This is a genomic window from Chitinophaga sp. W3I9, from assembly GCF_050434025.1.
In the GTDB taxonomy this organism is placed as follows: Bacteria; Bacteroidota; Bacteroidia; order Chitinophagales; family Chitinophagaceae; genus Chitinophaga.
Window position 1 is genome coordinate 1,315,039 of the sequence record NZ_JBNPWC010000001.1, and the last position, 17,103, is coordinate 1,332,141.

17 protein-coding genes are annotated in these 17,103 nt (G+C 46.8%); 12 read left to right on the plus strand and 5 right to left on the minus strand.

Going from position 1 to position 17,103, the window contains the following annotated elements; genetic code table 11:
• Nucleotides 1-429 precede the first annotated feature (429 nt).
• On the minus strand, nucleotides 430-3,774 hold the full coding sequence (locus tag QFZ51_RS05735; RefSeq protein ID WP_429044049.1) for a TonB-dependent receptor: 3,345 nt from the start codon (nucleotides 3,772-3,774) through the stop codon (nucleotides 430-432).
• A 121-nt stretch (nucleotides 3,775-3,895) separates the two neighbouring features.
• Nucleotides 3,896-5,176: a UDP-N-acetylmuramoyl-tripeptide--D-alanyl-D-alanine ligase gene (locus QFZ51_RS05740; protein ID WP_429044052.1), complete on the minus strand. Its 1,281-nt coding sequence runs from the start codon at nucleotides 5,174-5,176 to the stop codon at nucleotides 3,896-3,898.
• Nucleotides 5,177-5,304: 128 nt separating this feature from the next.
• On the opposite strand from QFZ51_RS05740, the gene QFZ51_RS05745 reads away from it, so the two are divergent.
• The 5 genes from QFZ51_RS05745 to apaG all read left to right on the plus strand — a co-directional run bounded on the left by QFZ51_RS05745 (nucleotide 5,305) and on the right by apaG (nucleotide 7,972).
• On the plus strand, nucleotides 5,305-5,676 hold the full coding sequence (locus tag QFZ51_RS05745; protein ID WP_370911173.1) for a hypothetical protein: 372 nt from the start codon (nucleotides 5,305-5,307) through the stop codon (nucleotides 5,674-5,676).
• Between the two features lie 16 nt (nucleotides 5,677-5,692).
• Nucleotides 5,693-6,241: a YceI family protein gene (locus QFZ51_RS05750; RefSeq protein ID WP_429044054.1), complete on the plus strand. Its 549-nt coding sequence runs from the start codon at nucleotides 5,693-5,695 to the stop codon at nucleotides 6,239-6,241.
• Between the two features lie 13 nt (nucleotides 6,242-6,254).
• Nucleotides 6,255-7,199: a DUF5777 family beta-barrel protein gene (locus tag QFZ51_RS05755; protein WP_429044056.1), complete on the plus strand. Its 945-nt coding sequence runs from the start codon at nucleotides 6,255-6,257 to the stop codon at nucleotides 7,197-7,199.
• A gap of 50 nt (nucleotides 7,200-7,249) precedes the next feature.
• Nucleotides 7,250-7,513 carry a DUF4157 domain-containing protein gene (locus tag QFZ51_RS05760; RefSeq protein WP_429044057.1) on the plus strand — a complete coding sequence of 88 codons (264 nt, stop codon included), beginning with the start codon at nucleotides 7,250-7,252 and terminating at the stop codon, nucleotides 7,511-7,513.
• Nucleotides 7,514-7,585: 72 nt separating this feature from the next.
• On the plus strand, nucleotides 7,586-7,972 hold the full coding sequence (gene apaG / locus QFZ51_RS05765; protein WP_079469727.1) for a Co2+/Mg2+ efflux protein ApaG: 387 nt from the start codon (nucleotides 7,586-7,588) through the stop codon (nucleotides 7,970-7,972).
• A gap of 31 nt (nucleotides 7,973-8,003) precedes the next feature.
• Here the strand turns inward: apaG and QFZ51_RS05770 are convergent, their stop codons facing one another.
• Nucleotides 8,004-9,041, minus strand: a complete 1,038-nt coding sequence (locus QFZ51_RS05770) for a hypothetical protein (RefSeq protein WP_429044061.1) — start codon at nucleotides 9,039-9,041, stop codon at nucleotides 8,004-8,006.
• A 70-nt stretch (nucleotides 9,042-9,111) separates the two neighbouring features.
• On the opposite strand from QFZ51_RS05770, the gene QFZ51_RS05775 reads away from it, so the two are divergent.
• From QFZ51_RS05775 to QFZ51_RS05800, 6 genes are all read left to right on the plus strand, one after another.
• Entirely contained in the window at nucleotides 9,112-9,798 is a 687-nt protein-coding gene (locus QFZ51_RS05775) for a porin family protein (protein WP_429044062.1), read from the plus strand.
• A 32-nt stretch (nucleotides 9,799-9,830) separates the two neighbouring features.
• Entirely contained in the window at nucleotides 9,831-11,498 is a 1,668-nt protein-coding gene (locus tag QFZ51_RS05780) for an NAD+ synthase (protein ID WP_429044065.1), read from the plus strand.
• A 38-nt stretch (nucleotides 11,499-11,536) separates the two neighbouring features.
• Nucleotides 11,537-12,805, plus strand: coding sequence for a serine--tRNA ligase (serS, locus tag QFZ51_RS05785; RefSeq protein ID WP_370911166.1), 1,269 nt, complete (start codon nucleotides 11,537-11,539; stop codon nucleotides 12,803-12,805).
• Nucleotides 12,806-12,935: 130 nt separating this feature from the next.
• Nucleotides 12,936-13,478: an N-acetyltransferase family protein gene (locus QFZ51_RS05790; protein WP_429044068.1), complete on the plus strand. Its 543-nt coding sequence runs from the start codon at nucleotides 12,936-12,938 to the stop codon at nucleotides 13,476-13,478.
• Nucleotides 13,479-13,580: 102 nt separating this feature from the next.
• A complete protein-coding gene (locus QFZ51_RS05795; RefSeq protein ID WP_429044071.1) occupies nucleotides 13,581-14,666 on the plus strand; it encodes a ThiF family adenylyltransferase in 1,086 nt (361 codons plus the stop codon).
• A gap of 2 nt (nucleotides 14,667-14,668) precedes the next feature.
• Entirely contained in the window at nucleotides 14,669-15,418 is a 750-nt protein-coding gene (locus QFZ51_RS05800; RefSeq protein ID WP_429044073.1) for a sulfite exporter TauE/SafE family protein, read from the plus strand.
• Nucleotides 15,419-15,422: 4 nt separating this feature from the next.
• Here QFZ51_RS05800 and moaA read toward each other — a convergent pair whose 3' ends face one another.
• Entirely contained in the window at nucleotides 15,423-16,400 is a 978-nt protein-coding gene (gene moaA, locus QFZ51_RS05805) for a GTP 3',8-cyclase MoaA (RefSeq protein WP_429044076.1), read from the minus strand.
• Between the two features lie 3 nt (nucleotides 16,401-16,403).
• Nucleotides 16,404-16,775 carry a DUF7009 family protein gene (locus tag QFZ51_RS05810; protein WP_429044079.1) on the minus strand — a complete coding sequence of 124 codons (372 nt, stop codon included), beginning with the start codon at nucleotides 16,773-16,775 and terminating at the stop codon, nucleotides 16,404-16,406.
• A 75-nt stretch (nucleotides 16,776-16,850) separates the two neighbouring features.
• On the opposite strand from QFZ51_RS05810, the gene moaD reads away from it, so the two are divergent.
• Nucleotides 16,851-17,084: a molybdopterin converting factor subunit 1 gene (gene moaD, locus QFZ51_RS05815; RefSeq protein ID WP_370911160.1), complete on the plus strand. Its 234-nt coding sequence runs from the start codon at nucleotides 16,851-16,853 to the stop codon at nucleotides 17,082-17,084.
• Nucleotides 17,085-17,103 lie beyond the last annotated feature (19 nt).

The following is a 17,103-nucleotide window of genomic DNA, read 5'->3' on the forward strand; positions in this document are numbered from 1 at the left end:
AAAACATCAATACTCAAAATATTACAAGACTTAGGCTTTATAGATTCTAACAGTTTAAGTTTTAAAGATTACTCTAAAGTTGGCATAGGTTATGAACACCTGCGGGTTTTTTAGCTTGCAGGTCTTTTTTTTAAGCTACTTCTCACAAATAGAGGGATTAATTTCAAGAAATATTAACGCACTATTACTCCGATAAATTGTATCCCGGGCGGGTTTTGTCTTGGCTCAGGATTACGCTGATTATACTGATTATCTGGATTTTTACTTTTAGATTTTATAAAGGATTAAGGGAGATAGAAGCGGATATCCGCTCTTATCTCCCTTAATTATATTATTTTAAGAAAATCTAAAAATCTAAAAAAAATCCAAAAGTAAAAATCCAGATAATCAGTATAATCAGCGTAATCAGCGAGAAAGACAAAATCCGCGTTAATTAAACATATACCTGATACCAAGCTGTCCCTGCCATCTGGAAATAGTGCCGGTATTGTCTCTGAATGAACTGGTGAGCGGAATCTGGTTCGCTGCATCCAGGTAAGGGAAGGAGTAGGCTGCGGCAGCCGTAGCGGTGCCGGAAGCGTCTTTGTATTGTCCTTCGTATTTCAGGAAAGAGGGCAGGTTCGGAATTTTGGAAATACCCCAGCGCTTATTGAGGAAGTTGCCGAAGTTGATGATATCGAAACTGATACGCAGCGTGTGTTTGGTTTTCTCTTTGCCGCTGAATACGAAGATGTCCTGTGTAATATTCAGGTCCATGCGTTTGGCGAAAGGTAATACTACCGCGTTGCGTTCTGCATATTCTCCACGGTGACCGCTCAGGTAGTTATCCTGTTTGATAAAATTATCGAGCTGATTCCAGATGATATCTGCGGTGCGTTTATCTGCATTGGTAGCGGGGTTGTAGGTTTTGTCGCCATAACCAACCGGCACCAGTTTAATATCGTTCCTGGTTTTTGGAATGTAGATCAGGTCGTTGTTACCACCGGAAGCATCGTTGTTTACGTCGCCGTTGTAAGTATAGGAAGTGTTGCTGTAAAGTCCGTTTATACTTGGAGCGGCTTCATACACAATACCAACAGAAGTAGCGAAATGTTTCGCCCAGGTAAAGCGGTAGGTAGCGGCTGCGATGATACGGTGGGGCATGTAGTAATTGGAGTAGCCCAGAGCATTGGCATTAGGATCGCCGGCAACGGGGCGATCGCGCCAGTTGCTTTGTGCGATGCTGCCACCATCATTTACACTGCGAGATTTACTGTAAGTATAGGCTGCACTCAGGTAAAGATTAGGCAGGTTTTTCTGCAACTGGATGGTGGCAAAATACGAATAGCCCTTGTTGGTATTGCGCATCAGGATGGCATCGCTGATATTAGGATTACTCAGGCTGTTGCCTGCGTATATTTTGGAAGAATTATAGCGTGTGCGGTGATCGGGGGTGCTATCCAGCTGAAACCCTGCAGTAGGAAGGTTTACGTTCTGGAAATATACCGCATTGATATCTTTGGAATAGTTGAATTCCAGGGTACCGATTACGCCCCATGGTAACTGTCGGTCAACAGCCAGTGTTGCTTTTAATACCTGCGGATATTTAAAGTTCTTATCGGTAACGGCTATATTATATTGGGAAGATAACCGTCCTTCTGTACCGGCTTTGTAAGTATTGGGATCGGAACTGAACGGGTAAGGAATGGTGGGCGCAGTAGCACTTGTTTGCGCTACAAACGATCCGAACTGTACGCCGTTGTTACCGGCCTGGTTGCTCAGCCATACAGCTGGCGGCGGACCGGCAAATAAACCTGCTCCACCACGGAGCTGCGTTTTGCCGTCATGTGTAACGTCCCAGTTAAATCCAATCCTTGGCGACAGGAGCGGTGTTGTTTTTGGCGCCTGGCCTACATCTACCTTTACTCCATCCCTGAAAGTCAAAGCAGTGAGAGAATCATTTTTAGAGAATGTACTGCCTATAACTGGTACGTCTATACGTAATCCGTAGGTGAAGGTAAAGAAGTTGGTAACACTCCACTTATCCTGGATAAACGCGCCCAGTTCCAGCATGTTGATTTTTGCGTATGGAAAGGATCCGTCTTTGGTAGTTGCATAAGACACTGCATAACGGGAAGCCGTTGCCAGGTTGCTGTTGGCGCTGGCATAAAAATCCGTGAGTGTATTAAAGCGGTAGTTGCCATTGTAGTTTGGAGCGAAGCCATTGAGGAACGTTTTATAATAGTTTTGTGTTCCTATCGTGATTTCATGTTTTCCCTTGTACATGGTGAAGATATCAGACAGCTGGTATACATCGGTATTGAGCTTGTTATTATAGGTGAACGGCTCATATCCGAAGGCGGTATAGCTGGCGCCCTGGCCGTTCATGATATCCACGAGGGGGAAATTGCTTTGTGACAAAGCATTCCTGAAATCGCGCATAGCAGAGTAGCCGATCTGCAGTTTATTGGAAGCGCGGTTGCCGATGCGGGTATTCAGTTCCGCAATAAAAATGTTGAAGTTATTGTTGATGGTATAGCCGCTTCCGCTGAAAGGAAGACCGGTAGCACTGGGCTGGCGGCCACTTCCAACAGCACCGCCGCCGGGAGCGCCACTGTTGCTGGCAGGAATATCTTTAAATGATTTCAGGTAACTGTATTTAAAAGTAAAGGTGTTATGCTCATTCACGTTCCAGTCGACCTTCAGTGTTACTTTATCACTTTGCGTGCGGTAGGTATAATTCTGGTAATCGCCGGGATCATATCCGTATTTGCTGATCAGGAATTGTTTGAGTGCATCCAGTGTATCTGCTACTGCCTGTGATACGTTGCCACCGGCTACTCCGCCGGGTTTGTTGGCTACGAGGCTGGTAGCGGGTGCTTTAATCCTTTCCTGTTCTGCACTTACGAAGAAGAACAATTTGTTGGGGATGATGGCGCCCCCCACATTGAAGCCGCGCAGGTTATAGTTAAAGTCGGGTTTGGGAACAGTGGCGTTGCCTACTTTCAACCCCTGTAATCCGGGTGTTTGAATGTAAGTGTACACGGCTCCTTTGAACGTGTTGGTACCGCTTTTGGTAACGCTGTTGATACCGGCGCCGGAAAAGCCGCCTTGTCTTACGTCATAGGGAGATACGTTTACCTGGATCTGTTCGAGCGCTTCCAGGCTGATAGGCTGGGATGCTGTTTGGGAGCCGAGTGTGGGCTGCAAACCGAATGAGTTGTTGAAGTTGGCACCGTCGACGGTGATGTTGTTCAGCTGATTGCTTCTGCCGCCGATATTCAGGCCGTTGGCAGAGGGTGTGAGTTTGGTGAAGTCCTGCATAGACCTGCTGATCGTAGGCAGGCGGTCCATCTGGGAGCGGGTAATTACTTCCTGGCTGCCGGTGCGGGCCCTGTTAATCACTTTGTTCTGGGTTACAGAAGTGACCACTATTTCTGTGAGGGTGCTGGTACTGGATTGCAGGTTGATGTCTGATTTGAAATCCTGTCCCAGCGACAGGAAAATGTTGTCGCGTTTCTCGTCTTTAAAGCCAATATAAGAAACAGATAAGGTATAAGGACCACCAACGCGGAGGTTGGGTAAATTATAACGGCCGTCTTTCCGGGAAACGGTGTTATATTTTGTGCCGGTGGGCACATGGGTAGCAGTAATGCTTGCGCCGGGAACAGGCCCTTCTTTACTTACAATAATACCGGCTATGTCGGCGGTTGTTTCCTGGGCAAACAGGGCAGCAGGGATCAATAGTACGCAGCAAAGCATACTAATAAGGTAATGCCAGATTTTTTTGTGCATTGCGATTCAGATTTTGGTAAAGTTCAAATGACAGATTGAAGTATTAAAAATAATACAATTATGAAATCGTTAACAAATATTTTGAACGCTTCGGGTCTGCCTGCTGAATCGCCCCTGGTTATCAGGCCAGCACTTTCTCCATACCGGTGCTCCGGGAGCCTTTGATAAGTATATGTGTATCCTGGTACTGTTGCTGCTGCAGCCATTTTCCGGCTTCGGTGGCATTTTCGAGGAAGATGTAAGGGTGGGTAACTTTTTTAAAGTCGCCGCCAACCAGTACCACTGCCTCCCAGTGTGTGCGTTCCAGTAAGTTTACCAGGTCCTGGTGTTCTTTAACGCTATCTGTTCCAAGTTCCATCATGGCGCCGAGCAGCAGCACTTTTTTATCAGCCTGGATACCGGCAAAGTTTTCAATAGCGGCTCTCATACTGGAGGGGTTGGCATTATAGGCATCCATGATAATGGTATTGCTGCCTTTTTTTATTACCTGTGAGCGATTGTTGGAAGGGGTATAATGTGCAATAGCCGGTGCAATCGCTGATTCCGGCACGTTAAAGTGGCTGGCTACTGCTACTGCGGCCATTACATTGGGGAAATTATAAGCGCCTGTCAGTTGTGTTTGTATAAATCCTACCTGGCTGCTGCCTCGTACTTCCACGGCCAGGAAGGCGCTGTCGGCGATGGCTTCGCCTACGTAATCGGCTTCGCTGCTGCCATAGGTAATAATTTCCGGGATGCCGTGCGCCATTTCAAGCAGGTAACCATAATCGTTGCATACGAATACGGTGCCATTGTTGGCGCGTAAAAAATCATACAGTTCCCCTTTTGCTTTTTTAACGCCTTCTTCGCTGCCAAAGCCTTCCAGGTGTGCTTTCCCGATGTTGGTAATGATGCCGTGGGTAGGCAACGCAATTTCACAATAACCGGCTATTTCCCGCTGGTGGTTAGCGCCCATTTCCACTACGGCTATTTCTACGCCCGGGAGTATACTTAAAATAGTAAGGGGCACACCGATGTGGTTATTGAGATTGCCAACGGTGGCATATGTTTTTAATCCGGCAGACAATGCTGCATTGATCAGTTCTTTCGTAGTGGTTTTACCGTTAGTACCGGTGATGGCCAGGAACGGGATATTTAATTGTTTGCGGTGATGTAAAGCCAGTTGCTGTAAAGCGGTGAGGGCATCGTCTACCAGCATCATTTTATCCGGTATGGTAAAATAAGCTGCTTCATCTACCACGGCAAAGGCGGCGCCCATTTCCAGCGCCCGGGCGGCAAATTCGTTACCATTGAAATTGCCTCCTTTCAGCGCAAAGAAAATATCATTGGCTTTCAGTTTACGGGTATCTGTTTGTACGGAGCGATGCTGCTCATAGATGCTGTATAGTTGTTCAATATTCACGGTCAGATCTTATTTGGTACAAAAATAAGTGGTTAATCATGTAATATAGCAGAATTTTATCTGCCTGTGAAGCAACCAATTCTCTCATCATCCCGTACTTACTATCTACAATCAAATTTGAAAGACCAATGACAAGGAACAAGCTTTTTTTAATGGCATGCCTGCTGCTGGCTGCCTGTAAAAATGAACAGGCCCCTGCGCCGGTAAGTGGCGGGGTAGACTGTGATGCAGCCCATATCACAACAGCCACCGTTTTTGCGATCATACAAGCTAACTGTACCAGCCGTGGCTGTCATCCGGGCGGCAACTCGCCCGCTCTGGCAGATTTTTCCACCGCTGCAAAACTGAAAACATTTATTAATGCCAACCGTACTGTTTTTGAGGCCCGTGTAACCGGTCCACAGGCAGATATGCCACAATCAATGTCTTTTCCTGCACTCAGCCAGGGTTTAAAAGACTCTATCGCCTGCTGGATCGCAAAAGGACTTCCGGATCAATAACCTAAAAAAGATAAACATGAAATACTTATTGCTTTTTGCAGTTGCCCTGCTACCGGTTGTTACTGCATCTGCACAGGATGTTTACTCCTGCAAAAATACCCGTTTATCATTTTTTTCGTCTTCTCCATTGGAGGATATAGAAGCTAAAACAGATAAAGGCGCTTCTGCACTTAACACAAAAACGAAGGAAGTTTTTTTTAAAGTACCTATCAGTTCTTTCCAGTTTAAAAAAAAGCTGATGCAGGAGCATTTTAACGAAAATTACCTCGAAAGTGATAAATACCCGTTTGCAGAATTCAAGGGAAAGATCAATGAATCACCGGAATTCAGCAAAGACGGCACTTACCCGGTAACGATTACGGGCACACTGAATATTCACGGGGTAGAAAAGAGCTACACCGCCAAAGGCACTATTACTGCACAGGGCACAACGCTTACCGCTGTATCCACCTTTAATGTTCGTGTAGCCGATCACGGTATCAAGATACCTTCCCTGGTAGTGCAAAATGTAGCAGAAGTAGTAGCCGTTACGGTTAATGCAGTTTATACACCTTACAGTAAATAACAACATTCAATCCATGAAGTATATATCAACCATCTTATTATGCTGTGTGCTCTCTGTATGTGCGCATGCACAGAGCCTCGACAAGCTTTTTGATTCTACGGCCACCGGTCATACCAAAGTGCGGGATACCTATAAAAGTACCCGCATTGTACAGGGGCAGTCGACCGAAATGCTGCGCAAGCACGAACTGGATTTCCGTGTTACCCACCGTTTTGGCGATGCCGGTGGTGAGTTTGGCGGGACCAAAACGTTTTTCGGTACAGATAATTCAACCGATATCCGCATTGCTTTTGAATATGGGGTGAGCGACGACCTCATGGTGGGTATCAGCCGGACTAAGGGCAGCGGGGATTTGCAGCAGTTGTACGAAGGACTGGTGAAGTACCGTTTTTTACAGCAAACAACTGATAACCATATCCCGTTATCGCTGGCCGTATTTGGTAACGCCGTTATCAGCGGGATGCCTTCTGCCACGGATAAAACCTCGGCGGCTTATTTTGAAGACGGGGCCGACCGGCTCATGTATGTGGCCCAGGCTATTGTATCTAGGAAATTTGGCGACAAGTTATCACTTACCCTGTCGCCTACTTATGTGCACCGTAATCACGTGGCATACATGGACATGAATAATATGTTTGCCCTGGGAGCGGCCGGCAGGCTGAAGCTCAGCAAAAGGATGGGACTTCTGGCAGAATACTATTATCCGTTCCGTTCCCAGGAAAGCAAAGACTATTTCAAATCTGCGAAGGGCATCTCTTTTTACAACCCACTGGCCGTCGGACTGGAAATAGAAACCGGTGGTCACGTATTCAGCATTACTTTCACCAACTCCACTGCCATACAGGAAAGTCAGTTTATTCCTGAAACCACTACTTCCTGGTTACAGGGCCAATTCCGTTGGGGTTTCAATATTTCCCGTAGATTTACGTTATTCGGGAAGAAAGATTGGAAAAAATAAAATGCCGCATACGTGAAAATTCATGGTTAGCCAAAACAGCCGCCCGCTTCATGCGGGTGCAGTCTGTAGCCATGGTCCTGGGACGCACTATCCACTTGCATGGGGCGTCCCGGGAACGCTTTTTAGCGGATACAGCCTGGATGCGGCATGAAGCTTGTCATATCAAACAATACCAGCATCTGGGCTTTTTTGGATTTTTATGGAGATATTTGTCCGAATACCTGCGGAGGGGCTACTATAATAACGCTTTAGAGGTGGCCGCCAGGGCTTCAGAGGAAGATCCTGCTATACTGGATGATATTGAAATAGTCTAAAGAATCGTTAAAGTCAGAAAATTTCCAGCCACTGGTTTTATTTTTCTTATTTTTACGTTAAAGGTTGATTTTATGGTTAAGAAGGTAACAGAGGGCATCACCATCAGCGTGGAAACATTCTACCAGCCGGATTATTCAAATCCTATTGGAAGCGAATTCATGTTTGCTTACCGTATTACCATTGAGAACAACAACATTTTCCCTATCAAACTGCTTCGCCGTCACTGGTACATTATTGATTCCAATGGCACACACCGTGAAGTAGAAGGAGAAGGTGTTGTAGGTGTTCAACCACTGCTGGCGCCAGGTGAAACTTATCAGTACGTCTCGGGATCCAATTTACGGACTGAGATCGGCAAGATGTACGGTACTTATCAAATGGAAAACCAGCTGGACAAGAAAATACTGGAAGTGAAAATTCCTGAGTTCCAGATGGTCGTTCCCTTTAAACTGAATTAATACCCGTTTTCGTTTAGCCTGTAATCCTTTCTCAGGGCCTGTATTTCGAGGCTTTGAAGATCTCCGTCACTTCTTTTGACTCCATTAATTGCTGCAAGGTCACATCCTTGTGTTCACTCATATACTTTTTTATGATCTGCCAGCCCACAAAATTGGCAATTTTGCCTGGGGCGCCCTCGGGCATACCCTGTGTAGACGGGCCATCGCCAATAAAATGATTGATCTGCTGCCAGTCGCTGGAATATACCAGGTTATTCTGCACAAAAAACTGCCAGATCATGCGCTCGTTTTCCCGGCACCAGTCCAGCTGGCTTTTCGTATATCCCAGCTTGATAGTATCCGGTGTTTCCGGTAATACTTTGTCCAGGAAATATTGTTGCTTACCGGCCTCCATCATCTGTTCCAGCAGGTTCCCGTTTTTACGCGCAGGGGGATACAACTGTTGCTGGATTACCTGCATACAGTTGGTGGTAATGTATTGAGGGGCAAACCGGTGCACCATATAATCCGGGTAATCGGGGATCTGTGCATAGGGTGGAAAATCTTCTCCCATGTACATATCCAAACCAATGCCCAGGATAGAATCTACTGTAATAGCGCCATAGTTGGCGATACCCGAAATAAAAGTGACTACTCTGGGCGGACGGAAAGAAGGTATATAGTATTTGATATAGCGGAAACACTGTTCCAGTTCTGGTTTCAGTGTGGAATGACTGCCGTATTTGGCAGATACTGCTTTTTCCAGCTGGCGGAAATCGGGTGTGGTTAAAAACAGGTGCAGTTGTTGCTGTACCGCTGCGTTGCTGTCGGAATACGCGCCCAGGTTAAGGATATCCGTAATATACAGGGGCAGGAATACCGGGTATGCTTCATGCAGCTTTGCCAGTCCGGGTTGTATATTATTGGTATCAATAGTAAACAGGGCGGAGTCGAAACGCGATAAACTAACGTTCATGGCTATATGACTAACGTCCGGCGCTTTATTACCGGAATTACAGGCTGCGGTACCCAGCAGGGCTGCCACGCAACTTATCAGCAGGGTATATTTATTAATGTAACTTTGCATCATTCTTAAAACTCATCTAAGGTAAAATTATTATTTACCTTGTATTATAAAAAATTACGAATTAGCATCATCTATGAAGAAGATCATCTTTTTACTGGCGATAATGGGAGTGGCGAAAGCAGGTATGGCGCAATATGGCGGTAATTCTTTCAGGGAAAAAGTAAAGCTTGGATTTACAGTGAGCCCGATGGTTTCCATCCTGAAGCCACAGGAATCGGGCGTAAACAGGAACAGTGCCAAAGTTGGCCTGAACTTCGGACTGATGGCCGATTTTAAGCTGAACGAACAAGGTACTTATGCGTTTTCGTCGGGGTTCCAGGTATTACTGGCCGGCAGCAAGCTGAAATATGATGCAGGTAAGGGTTTAGGCGATTATAAAGCCAATCCTGCTGAGTATAATATGAAGCTTTCCTATATAGAAATACCGCTGGCATTGAAGCTGAAAACCTTGCCGGATGAAGGTGGTATCGGTTTCTGGGGACAGTTTGGCACCTACCTGGATTTTCCTATCACCGGCCGCGCAGATGTAGTGTCGATGGGGCAAACCTATGATAAGGTGAATATCTTACCCCAAATGAACCGTATCAACATAGGCATGTTATTAGGAGCGGGCATAGAATATCCGCTGGGCGCCAATCTTACTGGTATGGCAGGCATTACCTACCAGAACGGTTTTGTGGACGTAACCCGTAACGGCAAATGGGACGACGGAAGGGTGAATATGAATAGCTTTGCTCTCCGGCTTGGTGTATTTTTCTAGTTTTCCCTCTTTTTTAATTGAATATTTTTACCATGAATATTATACTGGCACAGCAGAATTATCATATTGGCAATTTTGAAAAGAATACGGCAAAGATCATCGACGGCATCCATGCGGCAAAGGCACAAGGCGCCGACCTGGTAGTGTTTTCCGAGTTATGTGTATGTGGTTACCCTCCGCGTGATTTTCTTGAATTTGAAGATTTTATTGCACAATGCTATCATGCGATAGATGTTATAAAAGCGCATACCAAAGATATTGCCGTGCTGGTGGGCGGTCCGGCCCGCAACCCGCAACGGGAGGGCAAAGACCTGTTTAACGCCGCCTGGTTTTTATATGAAGGCGAAGTAAAACAGGTGGTGCATAAAACGCTGTTGCCTACCTATGATGTGTTTGATGAATACCGTTATTTTGAACCGTCTATTGAATGGAATATCATCCCGTTTAAAGGCAAAAAGCTGGCTGTTACCATTTGTGAAGATATCTGGAACCTGGGAGATAATCCCCTGTACCGTGTTTGCCCGATGGACCAGCTGATTGCACAGGAGCCGGATGTGATGATTAACCTCTCCGCTTCTCCGTTTGATTATGATCATGATGAAGACCGCAAAGAAATTATTCTCGCCAATGTATTGAAGTATAAGATCCCGATGTATTACTGCAATACCGTGGGTTCCCAAACGGAAATTGTATTTGACGGAGGCTCCCTTATTTATGATGCGCAGGGTAATGTAGTGAAAGAGCTGCCTTACTTTGAAGAAGCGATGGGCGGCATGGAGTTGGAAATGCTGGTTGGCAGCCATTTGCCACCGGTGAAACCTGTTGATTTTACACCGCTCACCGAGCTGGTGTTTGACCATAATATTGATCGCATCTATGATGCCCTGGTGTTGGGAATTAAAGATTATTTTGGTAAGATGGGCTTTACAAAGGCTATCCTCGGCTCTTCAGGCGGAATCGACAGTGCCGTTACACTGGCTATTGCCTGCGATGCGTTGGGTAAGGAAAATGTGCGGGCTATCCTGATGCCTTCTCCCTACTCTACCAGTCATTCTGTAGATGATGCCGTGGCGCTATCCGAAAACCTGGATAACCCGCATGATGTTATCCGTATCAACAATATTTACGAAACGTTTTTAACCACGCTGGAGCCTTATTTCAAAGGATTGCCATTTAATGTGGCAGAAGAAAATATGCAGTCGCGCATACGGGGTAACCTGCTGATGGGCTTATCCAACAAGTTTGGTTATATCCTGCTGAACACATCCAATAAGAGTGAGCTGTCTACCGGTTATGGTACGTTATATGGAGATATGGCGGGCGGATTGAGCGTTTTGGGAGATGTGTATAAGATGCAGGTATATTCACTGGCAAGATATATTAACCGGGAGAAAGAGATCATACCGGCCAATATTATTGACAAAGCGCCTTCTGCGGAGCTACGGCCGGATCAGAAGGACAGCGACAGTTTACCGGACTATGCGATCCTCGACAGGATACTTTATCAGTACATAGAGCGCCGTCAGGGACCGCGCGAAATAGTTGCTCAGGGCTTCGATGCTGCATTGGTTTCGCGGGCCTTAAAGATGGTGAATACCAATGAATACAAGAGAAATCAATTCTGCCCTATTATACGGGTATCCTCCAAAGCCTTTGGTGTAGGCCGCAGAGTGCCCATTGTAGGGAAGTACCTGAGTTAAGCTATTTTAATATATTTGCTAAAATTTGATCATACAACATGTTACAAGTACCGTTTATACGTCAAAATAAAGAGTTGGTATTGGAGCGCCTGGCATTTAAGAATTTCAAGGAGCTGGAAGTAGTAGAAGAAGTGCTGGCGCTGGATGACAAGCGCAAGAAGTTAACCCTCGAATACGATGAAACACAGGCCCAGGTGAACAGTTTATCCAAAGAAATCGGTAAACTGATGGCCCAGGGGAAAAAGGAAGAAGGAGAAGCGCAACGTGCTGCTGTAGCGGCTTTGAAAGACCGCCTCGGCCCTGTGAATGAAGAGCTGAATGCCACCGAAAAAGCATTGCAGGATGCCCTGGTGAAACTTCCTAACCTGCCCGCTGCGATGGTGCCCGCCGGTAAAACGCCGGAAGAAAACGTGGAAATCCGCAAGGGTGGAAAAATTCCTGACCTGTATGCAGGCGCCGTTCCACACTGGGACCTGGCCAAACAGTACGACCTCATTGACTTTGAGCTGGGTAACAAAATTACCGGCAGTGGTTTTCCTGTCTTCAAAAACAGGGGCGCCCGCTTACAACGCGCGCTGATCCAATACTTCCTGGATTATAATACCCTCAACGGCTATACTGAATATGCGCCGCCATACCTGGTGAACGAAGCATCTGCCTATGGCACCGGCCAGCTGCCGGATAAAGAAGGCCAGATGTATCATGCAACGGCGGATAACTATTATCTCATTCCCACTGCAGAAGTACCGGTGACCAATATTTACCGCGATGAGATCATAAAAGATACCGACCTGCCGGTGAAGATGACTGCGTATACGCCTTGTTTCCGCCGTGAAGCCGGTTCCTATGGTAAAGATGTACGTGGTTTGAACCGTGTTCACCAGTTTGATAAAGTAGAAATTGTGCAACTGGTACATCCCGATAAATCTTATGAGGCACTGGATGAAATGGTAGCGCACGTAGAAGCGTTGCTGAACCAGCTGGAGCTGCCTTACCGCATTCTTCGTTTATGCGCCGGTGATATGGGCTTTACTTCTGCTATTACCTACGATTTCGAAGTATACAGCGCTGCCCAGCAGAAATGGCTGGAAGTAAGCTCTGTGAGCAACTTTGAAGCTTACCAAACCCACCGCATGAAAATACGGTTCAAGGAAAACAATGGTAAGCCGCAGCTGCTGCACTCTTTGAACGGAAGTTCCCTGGCATTGCCGCGTATCATGGCCTGCCTGCTGGAAAACAACCAAACCGCGGAAGGCATACAGATACCAACCGTGCTGCAAACCTATTTCGGCAGCCACAAGATATAAGCCATTACGGATAATCTTTAACGGATGACGGATTCGCAGGGAGATTGTAAACGGAGTAATGCCCGCTAACAATTGCCTGAAATCCGTCATTCGTCGTTTGGAATTCGTAATTTCCACCCGGTATTCTATTATGAAACATTTCCTGCCCACCGGCGACGAACTCATCATTCGCCCTCCCGAACATAATGATGCAACAGCGTTGCTGGCCAGTTTCCAGCGCCTGACCCGGGAAACGGATTACCTGCTCTTTACCCGCAGTGAATCCATGGAGCTGGACATTGCGTCTGAAGAGGATTATATCCAGTCTTACACCGATAATCCCAACCAGCTCCTGCTGGTAGCCGTTGTAAAGGACCAGATCATTGGCTCTATCAACGTAAACCACACCGGTTTGCATAAAAAAGCGCATACCGCGGAGATAGGCATTGCCGTGGAAAAGCAATGGAACAATATGGGTATTGGCCGGCGCCTGCTCACCGCCATGCTGCGGTGGACTGAATCGCGCCCCGCACTGCGCCTGATTTACCTGCATGTTTTTTCCACCAATGAAAAGGCCATGCAGCTGTACCGCAATTTCGGCTTCATGGAATGTGGCCGCCTGCCCAATGGCATTATGCAGAAAGACGGCAGTTATGTAGACCTGGTAACCATGTACCTGGAGTTAAAACGCTGACAAGCTGCCCGCAACACCCCGGAGGTGTAGGAATCCTTCTCCCGAAAAACACCTGGAAAATTTCTCCGAATACAATTAATTTTAGTGTCTAAATGAAGCAGTATGGACAGATATGACAGGCAAACAAGACTGGAAGGATTTGGCTCCGCAAAACAGGCATTACTGCAACAGGCAAAAGTGCTGGTAATCGGCGCCGGCGGCCTCGGTGTACCCGTGTTGCAATATCTTACCTCCATGGGAATCGGGAAAATAGGCATTGTGGAGCATGATGTTGTTTCCATCACCAACCTGCAACGACAGGTATTATATACTACTGCCGACCAGGGGAAATCCAAGGTAGAACAGGCCGTAAAACGGCTGCAGCAGCTGAACCCGGAGATAACCCACGTGATACATGACACCTGGCTCACTACAGATAATGCATTGGCGCTTTTCCGGGAATACGACGTCATTGTGGATGGTTCAGATAATTTCGGCACCCGCTACCTGGTGAACGACGCCTGTGTAATTACCGGCAAACCACTGGTATACGGCGCCATCTATAAATACGAAGGCCAACTGAGCGTATTTAACTACCAGGAGGGCGCTACCTATCGCTGTATTTTCCCGGAGGCGCCGGAAAGCGGCGAAATGCTGAACTGCAACGACATAGGCGTGCTGGGCGTTTTGCCAGGTATCATCGGCTGTTATATGGCCAATGAAACAGTGAAAGTAATTACCGGTATCGGCACACCGCTGCGCAATCAACTGATGACCATTGATACCCTGAACAATACCCATCTTACCTTTAATATCACCCCGGTAGCAGCCAACGGTCAAATCACGGCCCTGCAGGCAAACTACCAGCAAACAGTTTGTGAACTGGAAGGGGTACAATCTTTATCTGTGCAGCAATTAAACGACTGGTTGCAGCGGGATACCCGTTTTATGCTGCTGGATGTGCGGGAAGATGATGAGTGGGAGATCTGCCATATTCCGCAATCCGTGCATATCCCGATGGGGCGCGTATTACAGCAGATGTCTGCTATCCCTGATGATGTGCCGGTAGCGGTGCTTTGTCATCACGGCATGCGAAGTCGCGCTGTGGCACAACGTTTAACTGAACTGGGCTTTAACCGTATATACAATGTGGAAGGCGGTATTCATGCCTGGGCCAGTGTTATTGATCACCAGATGCAAACCTATTAACCGTGATCCCTGAACTTTGTATCCTCTTTTTTATAGTGGCATTGGCCTACTCTGCTGCAGGTTTTGGCGGCGGTTCCAGCTACCTGGCTATTTTGTCGTTGCCTTTCTGGGCAGTAGATTTTCAGCTGATGAAGTCTACTGCTTTGCTGTGTAATGTAGCAGTGGTGACCGGCGGCGTTTATCATTTTTACAAAAGCGGCCACCTGCCTTTAAAAAAAGCGTGGCAGTTGTCGCTGGTAAGCGTGCCGCTGGCTTTTGCGGGTAGTTACTTACCTATGAAGCAGGCTACCTTTTTCCTGTTGCTGGGACTTGCGCTTACGCTGGCGGCGGTGCTGATGTGCTACCGTTTGTTTTTTGAGAAAGAAGAGCCGATTATCCCAGCTAATAAAGGGAATGGCGTGGCGTATGGGATTATTGGTGGCGGTATTGGGTTGCTCTCCGGTATGACGGGAATCGGCGGCGGCATCTATCTTTCGCCCGTGCTGCGTTTGGGCAAATACGACACCACCAAGAATATTGCGGGGTTGAGCAGTTTTTTTATTCTCGTAAATTCTATTGCCGGTTTATGCGGTCAGGCGGCAAAGCATGCCATTGTGTTTGATGTGAAGTTTGCAGGGCCTTTGCTGCTGGCGGTTATTGCCGGCGGACAAATTGGTGCGCGGCTGAGTGCGAGAGTGTTGAATCCCAGGTGGGTGGCTGGTGCTACGGCGTTGCTGATCCTGTATGCGGGTGTGCAGATGTTGCTGAAGTAAATAGTTAACCACCTATTACCGACATGCTTTCCATATTTTTTTCGGTATGATGCTGTTCTGCTTCGAAGCCATTGGCAAAACGTGCATGGATGGCTGATTGTATGGCCGGCAGCAGAAGGTGTTGCTGCAGTTCATCTCTCATCATCTCTTTTACGTTTAACACATCGTTGCCATACAAACATGTTTTCATACTACCGGTAGCGGATATACGAAGACGGTTACAGGTGCCGCAAAAAGTGCGGCTATAAGCGGAAATTACACCGATATTGCCTTTATGGCCGGGGATGTGATAATTGAGAGAAGTGGAATGTGGTGCATCCGCTATTTTTTGCAGCGTATAATTCTCGCCTATTACAGACAAAATTTTATGATAGTTCCATACGATACCTGAAAACGTATGTCCCTGCCCGTTAAAGGGCATTTCTTCTATAAACCTTACGGACAGTGCATTATCACGTGTAAGTGCGGTGAAGGCATTGAGTTCATCGGTATTCACGTTTTCCATTACCACGGCGTTGATCTTCACCTGCATGTTGTGTTGCAGCAGGCTTTGCAGGGTGTCCATTACTGCGGAAAACCGGTTGCGCCGGGTGATTTGCAGGAAGCGGTCGGCCTGCAGCGTATCCAGGCTCAGGTTGATATGCGTGATGCCAAGTTGCTGCAAAGCAGGGATATATGCCTGTGTTAAGACGCCATTTGTGGTGATAGCTATTTCGCTGATACCTGGAATGGCTTTTATTTTTTCCAGGAGGGTCATCAGGCCCGGCCGGAGAAAGGGTTCACCGCCGGTGATCCTTATTTTAGAGATACCGGCCGTTGCGAGGGTTTGCAGCAGCCGTAAAATTTCATCGTCGGTAAGTAATGCCTTTCGTTGCACAAAATGCATATTTTCCGGCATACAGTAGGTGCAACGGAGGTTACACCGGTCTGTTACCGACAAGCGTACGTAGTCTATGATACGATGATGTGCATCTGTTAGCATTTATCAGCAGTTTTTCCCCGCCATCGGATTATCGAATGACTGGCTTTCGTCCTCATTTCTGTCTGTAAGACATTTAAAATCTTTCTCCACCAGGATAGTCAATGATGATCCATCGGCGTTGGGCAGTATCAGTTCAAAACCTACCTGGTCGGGTACGTACCAGGCAGCAAGACGGGGAAGCGGGAGCAGCAGGTGTACACCATCGTGTTCCATTTTGATGATGGGGTCGGAAATATCTTTTCCCCGGAGGCAGAAATGGAGGGTACCGGCGCCTATATGCGTAATTGATTCCACTTTTCCTGTAGTTTCCAGGAGTTCCACATCCGCTTTATCCAAACGATATCTTATGCTGTTGCCTCTTAACCGTATTTTCATAAAATTGATTTCTGCCGTATTAAAATTACTACTTTATCGGGCTATATTGTAGTTTTAACCAACAATTTACAATGTATGGGCATATTATTGTTTGGAGCAGCAAAGGATATTGCTGGTGTGCCGGTACTGGAAAAGCCGGAACATATTACAGATGTAGCCACTTTGAAAGCCTGGTTGTATGAGGTATATCCGTCGTTGCAGCAGCTCCGTTCCGTGATGATAGCGGTAAACCGGACGTATGCTGCTGATACACAGGAGATAAGCGGCCAGGATGAAATTGCGGTGATCCCGCCGGTAAGCGGAGGTTGAGTATAGTTTTTCAGTTTTA